The organism is Croceitalea marina (assembly GCF_042684265.1).
In the GTDB taxonomy this organism is placed as follows: Bacteria; Bacteroidota; Bacteroidia; order Flavobacteriales; family Flavobacteriaceae; genus Croceitalea; species Croceitalea marina.
On record NZ_JBHULB010000001.1, the window covers coordinates 78,145 to 91,632 of the forward strand.

A 13,488-nucleotide genomic window follows, 5' to 3' on the forward strand; every position below is an offset into this window, starting at 1 on the left:
TGCTTAAAAAATTAATAGTCCCCTAAGGTTTCAGGATTTTGTGCCAATGCAGTTGCTAACTGTTCATCATTAGGGGCTTTTCCATGCCATGCATGGGTATGCATCATAAAGTCTACACCATTGCCCATCATAGTGGTCATGACGATACAGACCGGCTTTCCTTTTCCAGTTCTGCTTTTGGCTTCGTTTAGACCTGCTATTATCTGTTCGAGGTCGTTTCCATTTCCAACTTCCACAACATCCCATCCAAAGACACGAAACTTTTCAGCTACGTTACCTAGCGGCAAAACATCATCGGTCGACCCATCTATCTGTTGACCGTTTAAGTCGATTGTAGCAATGTAATTATCTACTTTATTGCCCGCGGCGTACATGATGGCTTCCCAATTCTGTCCTTCCTGAAGTTCACCATCGCCATGAAGGCTATAAATAAGTTTGTTATCACCATTTAATTTTTTGGCCTGTGCCGCACCTATTGCTACGGACATACCTTGACCTAATGAACCAGAAGCTATTCTTACGCCTGGTAAGCCCTCATGCGTTGTAGGATGCCCCTGTAAACGAGAATTAATGAGCCTAAACGTATTTAATTCATCAACAGAAAAATATCCTCTTCTAGCCAACACACTGTAATAGACCGGTGAGATATGTCCGTTGGAAAGAAAGAACAGGTCTTCGTCTTTTCCATCCATATCAAAACCATCTTTTAACTCCATTACCTCATTGTATAGGGCAACAAAAAATTCGGTACAACCGAGTGAACCTCCCGGATGTCCGGAGTTTACTTTATGCACCATTCTCAAAATATCTCTTCTAACTTGAACCACAAGGTCTTGCAGTTCTTCCAAATTTGCCATTGGTCAATTGTTTAAATATACTTTCAAAAGTAAGGGCATATATGCTGTAATACAAGGGCATACTCCGATTCTTTTAACAAAGCTTTTAACAAGCTGTGAACTTTATTTTTTTGTTAAGTATTTACTCTAGGTCAGATGCCTATATTTGTCAATTAAATTTCGCTTTTGCAGTTTAAATTATTACATAAAGATTCGGGGAGTAAGGCTAGAGCGGGGGAGTTGCTTACGGATAGAGGTAAGATAGAAACCCCAATTTTTATGCCCGTTGGCACAGTGGCTTCGGTAAAAGGGGTTCATCAGAGAGAACTACGGGAAGAGATAAACCCTGATGTTATTTTAGGAAATACGTACCACTTGTATTTACGACCAGGAATGGAAATTCTAGAACAAGCTGGCGGATTGCATAAATTCATGGGTTGGGATAGAAATATTTTAACAGACAGCGGAGGCTATCAAGTTTATTCTCTCTCTGGAAATCGAAAAATTAAAGAGGAAGGGGTTAAATTCAAGTCGCATATAGATGGTTCTAGCCATTTTTTTTCTCCAGAAAGTGTGATGGAAGTGCAAAGGACAATTGGTGCCGACATTATTATGGCCTTTGATGAATGTACACCATACCCTTGCGATTACAATTATGCCAAGCGCTCTATGCATATGACACACCGTTGGTTAGATAGATGTATTGCCCACTTAGACAAAGTGCCTTTTAAATACGGGCATTCACAGTCTTTTTTTCCAATTGTTCAGGGCTCTACATATAAAGATTTAAGAAAACAGTCTGCAGAATATATTGCATCTGTTGGGGCCGAGGGTAATGCTATTGGAGGTTTATCGGTTGGTGAACCTGCCGATGAAATGTATGAAATGTCAGAAATCGTATGTGATATTCTACCTGAGGATAAACCAAGATATTTAATGGGGGTTGGTACACCTTTAAATATTTTAGAGAATATAGCTTTAGGTGTAGATATGTTCGACTGCGTTATGCCTACCCGAAATGCAAGAAATGGTATGCTCTTTACAGCTCATGGTACCATCAATATCAAGAACAAAAAATGGGAGAACGATTTTTCGGCTATAGATGAAATGGGAATCACTTTTGTAGATACGGAGTATTCAAAAGCTTATTTAAGACATCTTTTTGCTGCAAACGAATATTTAGGAAAACAGATTGCAACGATTCACAATTTAGGTTTTTACCTTTGGCTTGTTCGCACGGCTAGAGAGAAAATAGTTGCTGGGCAATTCTATGAATGGAAAACAATGATGGTAAAACAAATGGATAAAAGACTATAATGCTTACCATTCTTGATAAGTACATATTAAAACGCTACCTAATTACCTTTTTAGGAATGCTATTACTATTTGTGCCTATTGGAATTATGGCCAATCTAGCAGAGAAAATAGGTAAAATTATAGATAATGAAGCTCCGTTAAGCGAAGTTATTATGTTCTACGGCAATTTTACTTTAGTTATCGGCAATCTTCTTTTACCCATTTTTCTTTTTCTATCTATTATCTTTTTTACATCAAAATTAGCCAGTAACACCGAAATTGTAGCTATTTTGAGCTCTGGGGTTTCGTATTGGCGTTTTTTAAGACCCTATATGATTGGCGCTAGTTTGGTGGCAATTCTCATCTTTTTTATGGGAATGTTCATAGTGCCCAATGCGAGTATTGGATATAATGAGTTCGAATATAAATACTTTAAAAAGGGCAGGCAGGTACAACAAACTACGAATATCTTTAACCAGCTCAACGACCAAGACCTTATTTATGTAAGCAGTTTTGACCCAGATAGACAGATAGGGTATAATTTCACCTACGAACACTTTGATGAAAATGAGGTTTTAGATTATAAAATTTCTGCGGCAAATATCAGATGGGTAGAAAAAGATAGCTTATATCGATTAACCAACTATCGAAAGCGAAAGGTCAGAGATGGTAAAGAATTGATTGAAACCAAAAGACGTTTAGATACCATCTTCAGCTTTCAAATAGACGACCTAACACCGGTATCCTATGTAGCCGATACCAAAAACCTCTTTGAATTAAATGATTTTATTGAAGAGCAGCGAAAAAAAGGTGCATCAAATATAAATTCATATGTACTGGTCAAATACAAAAGATGGGCATTGCCAGTCGCGGCCTTTGTACTTACGATTATAGCTGTGGCCGTTTCTTCAGTAAAACGCAGGGGCGGCATGGGTGTGAACCTGGCTTTTGGTATTGGGGTAGCTTTTATTTATATATTTTTTGATAAAGTCTTTGGAACCTTAGCAGAACAATCAGGTTTTTCTCCGCTTTTGGCGGTAGTATTACCAAATTTGATTTTTGGTATTGTAGGGCTCTATCTTTTACAGAAAGCAAAAAGATAATGCTTAACAATGCTATTTGTTACAAATTTTATTGAAAGCTTTATATTTGTTAATTATACCAACAACAACTAATTTTTTATGGAGTATTTGGAATTTGAACTTCCCATTAAAGAACTTGAAGAGCAACTTCAAAAATGCATGGTTATTGGGGAAGAAAGCGAGGTAGACGTTACTGAAACCTGTCAGCAAATTGAAAAAAAATTAGCGGAAACCCGAAAAGATATCTACAAGAATTTGACGGCTTGGCAAAGGGTTCAACTATCCAGACACCCTAACAGACCGTATACCCTAGACTATATTAACGCCATTTGTGGAGATACCTTTCTCGAATTACACGGTGATAGAAATGTAAAAGATGACAAGGCGATGATTGGTGGTTTGGGTAAAATTGGAGATCAGAGTTACATGTTTATCGGTCAGCAAAAGGGCTACAATACCAAGACACGTCAATACCGAAACTTTGGTATGGCGAATCCCGAAGGCTATAGAAAAGCGCTTCGTTTAATGAAATCTGCCGAGAAGTTCAATATTCCTGTCGTTTGTTTTATTGATACTCCAGGTGCTTATCCAGGTATTGAGGCAGAAGAACGCGGTCAAGGAGAAGCAATTGCCAGAAACATTTTGGAAATGACTAGGCTCAAGGTGCCCATTATTGTTGTCATTATTGGTGAGGGCGCTTCGGGTGGTGCATTAGGTATTGGAGTAGGTGATAAGGTATTGATGTTAGAGAATACATGGTACTCTGTGATTTCTCCCGAGTCTTGTTCTTCTATACTTTGGAGAAGCTGGGAGTATAAAGAACAAGCTGCAGAAGCATTGAAGTTAACGGCTAATGACATGAAAAAGCTGAAACTAATAGATGAAATTGTCAGAGAACCGATTGGTGGTGCCCACAGTAATAGGGATAAAACATTTACCACGGTCAAAAACAAAATAGCTACCCATTTTGAGGAGCTTAAAAAGTTATCACCAAAGGAATTGGTGAAAACTCGAATGGATAAATATGCCAATATGGGCGTATTTAATGGATAAGCCTGATGTTTTCGTTTTTGTAAAAAAGTAAGCTGTCATACTTTTCTGATTTCCTACGGTTATTAACAGTTTTTTTTAGTTATCAACACTACTTTTGTTGAACACCTGTGAACATCAGAGGTGTAAAATTCAAAGTTAACTAAAGGTTAATTCCATACTTTCGCACTCATGGACAAACCAAACCCAATAGTAGGTCGTAAAATTGACAAATCCACGATCATCAGTTTAGAACGCGGTAAAATTCCGCCTCAAGCAGTTGATTTAGAGGAGGTTGTGTTAGGCGCCATGATGATTGATAAAAAAGGTGTCGATGAGGTAATTGATATTTTGCATCCAAGTGTTTTTTATAAGGATGCACATCGATTTATCTACGAAGCTATTTTTAAATTGTTCGAATCCTCTGAACCGGTAGATTTATTAACCGTTTCTTCGCAATTAAAGAAAGATGGTCATTTAGAGGCAGTTGGAGGAGATTTTTACCTTATAAAACTGACACAGAAAGTAGCTTCTTCGGCACATATTGAGTTCCATGCACGTATTATACTTCAAAAATACATTCAGCGTAGTTTGATTAAAATTTCAAACGAAGTTATCGAAGATGCCTATAGTGAATCGACGGATGTTTTTGATTTGCTTGATAACGCAGAAGCAAAATTGTATGAAGTCACCCAAGGAAATTTAAAGCGCTCTGCGGAGACCGCTCAAAATCTGGTAATTCAAGCAAAAAAGCGTATCGAAGAAATTGCCAATAAAGAAGGAATGAGTGGTATTGCCACTGGTTTTGATAAGTTGGATAAGCTGACTTCGGGCTGGCAACCAAGTGATTTAATCATTGTAGCCGCAAGACCAGGTATGGGTAAAACTGCACTTACCTTATCCATGGCAAGAAATATTGCCGTAGATTTTAATCAAGGAGTAGCTTTTTTCTCTTGTGAAATGTCTTCGGTACAATTGATCACCAGACTCATTTCTTCGGAAACAGGACTTTCATCTGAAAAACTACGTACCGGAAAGTTGGAAAAGCACGAATGGGAGCAGCTCAATGTCAAGGTAAAAGCTTTAGAAAAAGCACCATTGTTTATTGATGATACCCCGTCACTATCTATTTTTGATTTAAGAGCGAAAGCAAGGCGATTAAAGTCTCAACATGATATTCAAATTATAATTATTGATTATTTACAGTTGATGACCGCTGGGGGCTCTCAAAAAGGTGGTAATAGGGAGCAAGAAATTTCTACAATTTCTCGGAACCTTAAAGCTTTGGCGAAAGAATTGAATGTCCCCGTAATTGCATTATCGCAGTTATCCAGGGCGGTGGAGACTCGCGGAGGTAGTAAAAGACCCTTGTTATCAGATTTAAGGGAATCTGGAGCTATCGAGCAAGATGCAGATATTGTATCGTTTATTTATAGACCAGAATACTATAAGATTGATGAATGGGATGATGAAGAGCGTACGCCAACACAAGGCCAAGGTGAGTTGATTGTGGCAAAACACCGTAATGGCGGATTAGAGAATATTAGGTTAAAGTTTATCGGAAATCTAGGTAAGTTTGATAACTTAGATGACTTTGATTCTCCATTTGAGTTTCAATCTAAGATGAACGAAAATGATGAAAATCCGTTTGCAACACCAAATCTCCCGAGTACAGATGAAGCTTTCGGAAGCGCTTTTAACGATGACAATTCTCCAGATGATGACGTCCCGTTTTAAAGGTATTTCGTTTAAAGGATTAATAGTTTTAATTTTTCTCATATCGTTTTCCAGTTCTGCCTCTGTGATACTGATTCCTATGGACGCGGAGAGTCAGAAAAACCATTTAAAAGCATACGGAATTACGTATTGGATGCTTGGTAAGCAACAAAAAGTACAGTGGTTGTTAAACTATCGGGGAGGCTCTTTTTTATTACCAGATGGTGATGCGGTGAGAAAAGAATGTCAAATTAGAGGCGTTTCTTTCGAAGTTTTAGCTGATAGTGAGGCGCAAAGTATATTAGATGGAATTAGTAGTCCGTCTCAAAATCAAGATGCCGTAATTTTAGAAAAAGCGCCAAAAATTGCTGTTTATTCGCCCAAGGACAATCAGCCTTGGGACGACGCCGTAACTATGGTACTTACTTATGCCGAAATACCCTATGTTACCATATATGATGAAGAGGTATTACAGGATAAGTTGCCCTTGTACGATTGGTTGCACTTACATCATGAAGATTTTACCGGGCAATATGGAAAGTTTTATGGAGCCTACAGAGCGGCACCTTGGTATATTGAGAATAAGCGGATATCCGAAGAGCGTGCGTCTAAGTTAGGTTATGCTAAAGTCTCGGAAGAAAAAGGAGCTGTAGCGGAGAAAATAAGAAGGTATGTTATTGGGGGTGGTTTTATGTTTGCTATGTGTTCGGCTACAGATAGTTTTGATATTGCTTTGGCGGCAGAAGGGGTAGATATCTGTGAACCAATGTTTGATGGTGATCCATCGGATGCTAATTATCAATCACAATTGAATTTCGATAGAACCTTTGCATTTCAAAATTTTGTTTTGGAGCGTAACCCCTTACGATATGAATTTTCTTCCATAGACATGACGGCTAAACGCCAGATACCTAAAGAATCAGATTATTTTTCGTTAATGGAATTTTCCGCAAAATGGGACCCTGTACCCACGATGTTAACGCAAAACCATACCACTTTGGTAAAAGGGTTTATGGGACAGACAACCTCTTTTGCCAGAGACGAGGTCAAACCAACGGTTATGGTTCTAGGTGAATCAAAGTTAAATAACGAAGCGCGCTATATTCATGGTATTAAAGGCAAAGGTTTTTTTACATTCTATGGAGGGCACGATCCCGAAGACTATCAACATAGGGTAGGAGACCCCAAGACGGAATTAGAGCTGCACCCAACTTCTCCCGGATATCGACTTATTTTAAACAATGTTTTGTTTCCTGCTGCGCGGAAAAAGAAACAAAAAACTTAATTTGGGCATAACTCTTCATACTTTTTTACTATTTCCGGCGTATTCATTATATCCATTTCGTCATCTTCAATAAGTTTTAGTAGTTCTGGGCAATCATAAAAAAATTTAATCAGGCGTTTTTTTATCCCTTGACACCCTATACCATCTCTGCATCTTAAGCTGTAAACATATTTTTCACCTTTTCGCCTCGCAAAAACCTCTAAATGTGAGAGGTTGAATTTTGTGTCTATTATTTCATGAACTGGTTGACTACCGAATAGCGCGTGAAATAAATCTATTTTTTCGCCTGAATGTACTTTCCATCCTAACGCTTTTTTACTTCGTTTTAATTTTTTTCTTTTAGGGTAGAACAAAATATGAAACTCGTTAGAGACTCCATTTGCTCCTTGTTGAATAAACGATGTAATCTCTGAAAATTTGATTTCCTCTTTTCTGTTTTTATCTATTAGCCTATATTTTCCCCATTTATAAATCCCAGATTTAATTGTCCCATCTGTAAGCTTTATGTCCATTTGATATTGGCCAAAAAGACAGTTTCCTAAAAATACAAGACATATTAAAACGAAAAGCCTTTTCATTTTTTATAGTTTTAATTTTATAAAAATAATAGTTCTAAAATTTTCTCCACTCCATATGCATCATTGCTTGAGGTTTCATAGTTAGCGACCTTTTTTACGTTGGGGTGCGCATTTGCCATTGCAACACTAAAATCTGAAAGTTCAAGCATTTCTATATCATTATTGTAATCGCCAAATACTAAGAGTTCATTTGACCTTACACCATATTCAATCATTACTTTTTCTAAAGCGAAACCCTTATGCGCATTTGGATGGGAGATATCTACCCAATTGGCACCGGATACTTTTACTTTTAAGCTATTTTCTAAATGCTTAACGCTTGGATAGAGGAACTCTTCAGAGCTATCAAAATGGTATATGGCGACTTTTAAAACTTCATCGGTTACCTCCAACTGATTTTCAACTACATGAAATTGTGTATAGTACTCACTTAAAAGTTTTAAAAATCTATCTGAAGATCCATTGACATAGGCATTGTTCTCGCTACAAAGTACGGGATGTGCATCGGAGATAGAAGAAATGGTATTAAGCACTTTTTGTATATGCTTTTTTTCTAAAGGTGTTGTAAGTAGTGTTTCTTCTTTGTTTTTAATTACAGCACCATTTTCTGCTATGAATAACATGTCATTTTTTATGGCATCTAGTTTATCAACCATACTATGATATTGTCTACCGCTGGCAGCAACAAAATGGATTCCTCTTTTTTTTAATTCATTGAAGAGTTCAAAAAACCTATCGCTTACCTCATGATTAGAATTTAAAAGTGTACCGTCCATATCGGTCACGACCATTTTTATGTTTGATAAATCCATTAGTACAAATTAAGCCATAAAGGTAGTTTATGCTTTAAGTAATGCTGTAAAGTTTATATTAATTTAGCCTCATGAAGTTTTATCAATCTGCAATAACACTTAATCCTTATGCTAGAGGATTTCATTTGATTTCAAATGAGGTTTTAAGTGCTATACCTGAAATTAGAAAAATTAATATAGGCATACTACAAGTATTTGTACAGCATACTTCTGCGAGTTTAACTATAAACGAAAATGCAGACCCAACGGTTCGTTTAGATTTTGAAAGTCATATAAATAAGATGGTGCCAGAAAATATGCCCTATTACCTACATAATTATGAGGGCCCAGATGATATGCCAGCACATATTAAAGCTTCCTTAATGGGAGTTTCGGTAGCGGTGCCGATTACGAACGGAAAATTAAATCTGGGAATCTGGCAGGGAATCTATTTGTGCGAGCACCGTAATAACGCATCTTCAAGAAATTTAGTAATCACTGCTTTTGGAAATTAGTTGAGTTCTTTCAATACCATTTTGCTAATTTTTTTTGCCCAAAGCTTATACATCTTTTTTGATGGATGTAGACTATCCGAAGCTAGCAATGCAGGGTTTACTTCAGCATTTCGAGACTGTTTTGTGATTTCAATATAAAGCATATTCCGTTTTTCGGTTTCTTCCTTTATATAGGTATTATAGGCTTTTAGTTCGGTCACAATTCTATCTTTATCTTTAAATCTTGCGAATGGTGTAACACTCCAATCAGGTATGGAAAGAACCATTACTTTTCGGTTGTCTTCTTGTACTAGTTCTGAACACTTATCTAAAAGGGTAGTAAAATCTTTTTTGAATGACTCAAAATCCATACCTCTATATTGATTATTGACACCGATAAGTAAAGAGACTAAGCTATAGTTTGGTTGCAGGTCCTCCATTTTAATTTCCATTAAAAGTTTTTCCGTGGTCCAACCCGCAGCGGCAAGTATTTTTGATTCAGTCTTATAGCCTTTCTTAAAAAGTATTTGAGTGAATTGATTTGGCCAATTGTTGTTTATATCTTCTCCGGTACCTATAGTGTAACTATCTCCTAAAGCTAAAAATGTAACTGTACTTTCTTGACTAAAGCTAGCCATGAAGCTAAGAAGCAATCCAAAAAGAAAAACTTTAGTACGTATCATTTTCTTGATTTACAAAAATAAAAAGTACAAAAAAATCCCACTCTATGTAGAGTGGGATTTCTTAAGCGGGGTAAGTTTATATAAATTCTTTACTTGACCTTATCAACGATTGCCTTAAAAGCATCTGGGTGGTTCATCGCCAAATCGGCCAATACCTTACGGTTTAGTTCAATTCCGTTTGACTTTACTTTACCCATGAATTGTGAATAAGATAATCCGTGTAATCTTGCACCGGCATTAATACGCGTAATCCAAAGTGCGCGGAAAGTTCTTTTTTTGTTTTTTCTATCACGGTAAGCATATAACATTGCTTTTTCTACCGCATTTTTTGCTACTGTCCAAACGTTTTTACGTCTTCCGAAGTAACCTTTTGCTTGCTTCATTACTTTTTTTCTTCTAGCTCTTGAAGCAACTGAATTTACTGATCTTGGCATTTCTTTTAAATTTTTTTGTAGTAGGCGGCACGCAAGGCGTGTACTTTTTTACTCACTCAGATTAAAAATCTTTTATCGTAGCCTAACTCCAGGGTTAATAATTTTACCGAATGAACAATTATTTTAAACGCAATTGTTCTTTAATACTATTGACATCCGACTCATGTACTAGACCTGAGTGTGTCAATTTAAGCTTACGCTTTTTAGACTTTTTCGTCAAAATATGACTTTTAAAAGCGTGCTTTCTTTTGATTTTACCAGTTCCTGTAAGCTTAAATCGCTTTTTGGCACTGGATTTAGTTTTCATTTTAGGCATTTTTCCTTTTTAAATATATTAATTGCCGATTCTGAAATACATCAGAGATAATCGGCATCCCGCTTACTTTTTGCTAGCTTTTGGGGCTAAGAACATGGTCATTCTTTTACCTTCCAATCTAGGCATTTGCTCTACTTTGCCATAGTCTTCCAACTCTTGGGCAAGTCGTAATAAAAGTATTTCTCCTTGGTCCTTATACACTATTGACCGTCCCTTAAAGAATACATATGCTTTTAATTTAGCGCCTTCTTTCAAGAATTTTTCAGCATGTCGCTTTTTAAATTCATAATCATGATCATCTGTCTGCGGACCAAATCGTATTTCTTTTACAATAACTTTGGTCGCTTTGGCCTTCATGACTTTTTCGCGCTTCTTCTGTTCGTACAAAAACTTTTTATAGTCTATAATCTTACAAACAGGAGGCTTGGCTTTAGGAGAAATCTCTACTAAATCCAATTCCAATTCTTCGGCCTTGTCTAAGGCCTTTCTAATAGGATAAACTCCTACTTCAACATTGTCTCCAACCAATCTTACCTCTGGAGCTAAGATTTTTTCATTGATATTGTGAGGGTTTTTGTTTTCCCTTCTTGGTTGGGGTTTAAATCTTCTACGTATTGCTATGACTTATTTTTTTTAATTAAACTTATTTTTAGAACGACTTTAAGGTACTATTTATTTCTTTTGAAACCAAGTCTGAAAACTCGCTTATTGATATACTGCCTAAGTCTTCACCACCATGTTTTCTTACCGATATAGTTTCTGCCTCTTCTTCATTCTCTCCGACGATGAGCATAAAAGGTATTTTTTTAAGCTCTGCCTCTCTAATTTTCTTTCCTACAGTCTCGTTCCTACTATCAATGAGCGCGCGAATTTCGTGATTTTCCAGCGAATTCAAAACTTTTTCAGCATATTTTTCATGTTTCTCGCTGACCGGCAGTATAATAGCTTGTTTCGGTATGAGCCATAAAGGGAAGTTGCCCCCCGTGTGTTCCAATAATAATGCCACAAAACGCTCCATGCTTCCAAATGGCGCGCGATGTATCATTACGGGTCTATGCAGTTCATTATCACTGCCTTTATAGGTTAAGTCAAAGCGCTCAGGAAGATTGTAATCTACCTGAATGGTTCCCAATTGCCAATTACGCCCGAGGGCATCCTTGACCATAAAATCAAGTTTAGGACCATAAAATGCAGCTTCGCCTGTCTCAATAACATAATTTAAACCTTTTTCTTCAGCTGCGTCAATTATCGCCTGTTCGGCTTTCTCCCAATTTGTGGCATCTCCAATATACTTCTCTGGTTTTTCTAGGTCTCTTACTGAAACCTGTGCCGTGAAATTTTCAAATCCTAGAGAACCTAATACATATAGCGTTAAATCTATTACATTTTTAAATTCATCATTTAACTGTTCTTGAGTACAGAAAATATGGGCATCATCTTGCGTAAAACCTCTAACCCTTGTTAAACCATGTAATTCTCCACTTTGCTCATAGCGATAGACGGTTCCGAACTCTGCAAAGCGTTTGGGTAAGTCTTTATAACTAAATGGGCTAGAATTATAGATTTCGCAGTGATGTGGGCAGTTCATAGGCTTCAATAAAAACTCTTCGCCTTCTTTAGGTGTATTTATGGGCTGAAAACTATCTTCACCATATTTGGCATAGTGACCAGAAGTTACATAAAGCTCTTTTTGGCCAATATGTGGAGTTACCACCATTTCATAACCTGCTTTTTTTTGTGCTTTTTTCAAAAAGTCCTCAAGACGCTCTCTTAATGCGGCTCCTTTTGGAAGCCATAATGGTAATCCTTGACCTACCTTTTGCGAAAAGGTAAATAACTCTAATTCTTTACCTAGTTTTCTATGGTCTCTTTTCTTGGCTTCTTCAAGAAGTTCTAAGTAAGCTGTTAGTTCTTTTTGTTTGGGAAACGAAATGCCATAAACTCGAGTAAGTTGTTTATTTTTTTCATCACCACGCCAGTAAGCACCAGCAACACTTAATATTTTAATCGCCTTTATGATGCCGGTATTTGGAATGTGGCCTCCGCGACATAAATCTGTAAAGGTACTATGGTCACAGAATGTGATTTCGCCATCGGTGAGATTTTCTATTAGCTCTACTTTATAGGTGTTATTTTGACCCTTATAATAGGCCAAGGCCTCACTTTTAGAAACTTCCCGCATTTTAAAATCATGTTTTTCTCGGGCAATTTCAAGTGCTTTCTTTTCTATTGCGGGGAAGTCTTTTTCAGAAATGACCTGATCTCCTAAATCGACATCATAATAGAATCCGTTTTCTATGGCAGGGCCTATAGTGAGCTTAATGCCCGGATACAGTTCTTCTAAAGCTTGCGCAACAACATGTGAAGTAGAATGCCAAAAAGCTTTTTTTCCTTCATCGTTATTCCATGTATATAAGGTTAGACTACCATCTTTAGTCAATGGGGTTGTTGCCTCGACCGTAGTATCATCAAATTTTGCAGAAATAACGTTTCGCGCTAGTCCTTCACTAATACTTTTGGCAACATCAAAAGGGGAACTGCCTTCCGCTACTTCTTTTATTGCTCCATCGGGTAGTGTAATTTTTATCATCGTTAACCTTAAAATTAGAATAGCAGCAAAGATAATATCTTGTGCGGATGCCACAATATTAAGAGGGGTTTCATTTTTGTATTTATTTCGATAAAGAATATCATTATTAGGTTATTTGGTAGGATGAAAAAAAGGTGTTACCTTAAAAGTCCTAAAATTTTAAATTTTTTCAGATATAAAATAATGATTATCAGTAAATTAAAACTTTTTTACATTTTTATTCAAAAAGACTTTGCTGAGTTAAAAAAAGGTTTTTATATTTGCACCCGCTTTGCTAGATAAGCAGGGTAATTTTTGAGGGTTGAGGGCCTATTATGGGTTCTTTTTTTTCGGAAAAGATTAAGGAGTAAAGAAGTTC

The 13,488-nt window shown here is 36.8% G+C and carries 14 protein-coding genes; 6 read left to right on the forward strand and 8 right to left on the reverse strand.

All coding sequences use genetic code 11. From position 1 onward, the window contains the following. Positions 1 to 11: 11 nt before the first annotated feature. A complete protein-coding gene (locus tag ACFSQJ_RS00425) occupies positions 12 to 857 on the reverse strand; it encodes a transketolase (RefSeq protein WP_377764775.1) in 846 nt (281 codons plus the stop codon). A gap of 165 nt (positions 858 to 1,022) precedes the next feature. On the opposite strand from ACFSQJ_RS00425, the gene tgt reads away from it, so the two are divergent. The 5 genes from tgt to ACFSQJ_RS00450 all read left to right on the forward strand — a co-directional run bounded on the left by tgt (position 1,023) and on the right by ACFSQJ_RS00450 (position 7,244). Next, complete coding sequence (gene tgt, locus ACFSQJ_RS00430) at positions 1,023 to 2,153, forward strand: tRNA guanosine(34) transglycosylase Tgt (RefSeq protein ID WP_377764776.1); 1,131 nt, start codon at positions 1,023 to 1,025, stop codon at positions 2,151 to 2,153. Next, positions 2,153 to 3,235, forward strand: coding sequence for an LptF/LptG family permease (locus tag ACFSQJ_RS00435; protein ID WP_377764777.1), 1,083 nt, complete (start codon positions 2,153 to 2,155; stop codon positions 3,233 to 3,235). The genes tgt and ACFSQJ_RS00435 overlap by 1 nt, the downstream gene beginning before the upstream one ends. Positions 3,236 to 3,313: 78 nt before the next feature. After that, positions 3,314 to 4,267 (forward strand): acetyl-CoA carboxylase carboxyltransferase subunit alpha, encoded by a 954-nt coding sequence (locus ACFSQJ_RS00440; protein WP_377764778.1) that lies wholly within the window; start codon positions 3,314 to 3,316, stop codon positions 4,265 to 4,267. Between the two features lie 168 nt (positions 4,268 to 4,435). After that, positions 4,436 to 5,980, forward strand: coding sequence for a replicative DNA helicase (gene dnaB / locus ACFSQJ_RS00445; RefSeq protein WP_377764779.1), 1,545 nt, complete (start codon positions 4,436 to 4,438; stop codon positions 5,978 to 5,980). Further along, entirely contained in the window at positions 5,964 to 7,244 is a 1,281-nt protein-coding gene (locus ACFSQJ_RS00450) for an asparagine synthetase B (protein ID WP_377764787.1), read from the forward strand. Before dnaB ends, ACFSQJ_RS00450 begins: the two co-directional genes overlap by 17 nt. Here ACFSQJ_RS00450 and ACFSQJ_RS00455 read toward each other — a convergent pair. Together ACFSQJ_RS00455 and ACFSQJ_RS00460 are read right to left on the reverse strand one after the other, a co-directional pair. Beyond that, positions 7,241 to 7,822 carry a hypothetical protein gene (locus tag ACFSQJ_RS00455; protein ID WP_377764780.1) on the reverse strand — a complete coding sequence of 194 codons (582 nt, stop codon included), beginning with the start codon at positions 7,820 to 7,822 and terminating at the stop codon, positions 7,241 to 7,243. The two genes, ACFSQJ_RS00450 and ACFSQJ_RS00455, sit on opposite strands and share 4 nt — an antisense overlap. A gap of 17 nt (positions 7,823 to 7,839) precedes the next feature. Then, on the reverse strand, positions 7,840 to 8,634 hold the full coding sequence (locus ACFSQJ_RS00460) for an HAD family hydrolase (protein WP_377764781.1): 795 nt from the start codon (positions 8,632 to 8,634) through the stop codon (positions 7,840 to 7,842). Positions 8,635 to 8,705: 71 nt separating this feature from the next. Between ACFSQJ_RS00460 and ACFSQJ_RS00465 the strand changes: the two genes are divergently transcribed. Next, positions 8,706 to 9,128, forward strand: coding sequence for a secondary thiamine-phosphate synthase enzyme YjbQ (locus tag ACFSQJ_RS00465; RefSeq protein ID WP_377764782.1), 423 nt, complete (start codon positions 8,706 to 8,708; stop codon positions 9,126 to 9,128). Here the strand turns inward: ACFSQJ_RS00465 and ACFSQJ_RS00470 are convergent. The 5 genes from ACFSQJ_RS00470 to thrS all read right to left on the reverse strand — a co-directional run bounded on the left by ACFSQJ_RS00470 (position 9,125) and on the right by thrS (position 13,130). Next, on the reverse strand, positions 9,125 to 9,790 hold the full coding sequence (locus ACFSQJ_RS00470; protein ID WP_377764783.1) for an SGNH/GDSL hydrolase family protein: 666 nt from the start codon (positions 9,788 to 9,790) through the stop codon (positions 9,125 to 9,127). The genes ACFSQJ_RS00465 and ACFSQJ_RS00470 overlap by 4 nt on opposite strands. Positions 9,791 to 9,879: 89 nt before the next feature. After that, positions 9,880 to 10,224 (reverse strand): 50S ribosomal protein L20, encoded by a 345-nt coding sequence (rplT, locus tag ACFSQJ_RS00475; RefSeq protein WP_377764784.1) that lies wholly within the window; start codon positions 10,222 to 10,224, stop codon positions 9,880 to 9,882. Between the two features lie 118 nt (positions 10,225 to 10,342). Beyond that, a complete protein-coding gene (gene rpmI / locus ACFSQJ_RS00480; protein WP_163424012.1) occupies positions 10,343 to 10,540 on the reverse strand; it encodes a 50S ribosomal protein L35 in 198 nt (65 codons plus the stop codon). A 63-nt stretch (positions 10,541 to 10,603) separates the two neighbouring features. Continuing rightward, on the reverse strand, positions 10,604 to 11,155 hold the full coding sequence (infC, locus tag ACFSQJ_RS00485; protein WP_449257563.1) for a translation initiation factor IF-3: 552 nt from the start codon (positions 11,153 to 11,155) through the stop codon (positions 10,604 to 10,606). A gap of 34 nt (positions 11,156 to 11,189) precedes the next feature. Beyond that, entirely contained in the window at positions 11,190 to 13,130 is a 1,941-nt protein-coding gene (thrS, locus tag ACFSQJ_RS00490; protein WP_377764785.1) for a threonine--tRNA ligase, read from the reverse strand. Between the last annotated feature and the right edge of the window lie 358 nt (positions 13,131 to 13,488).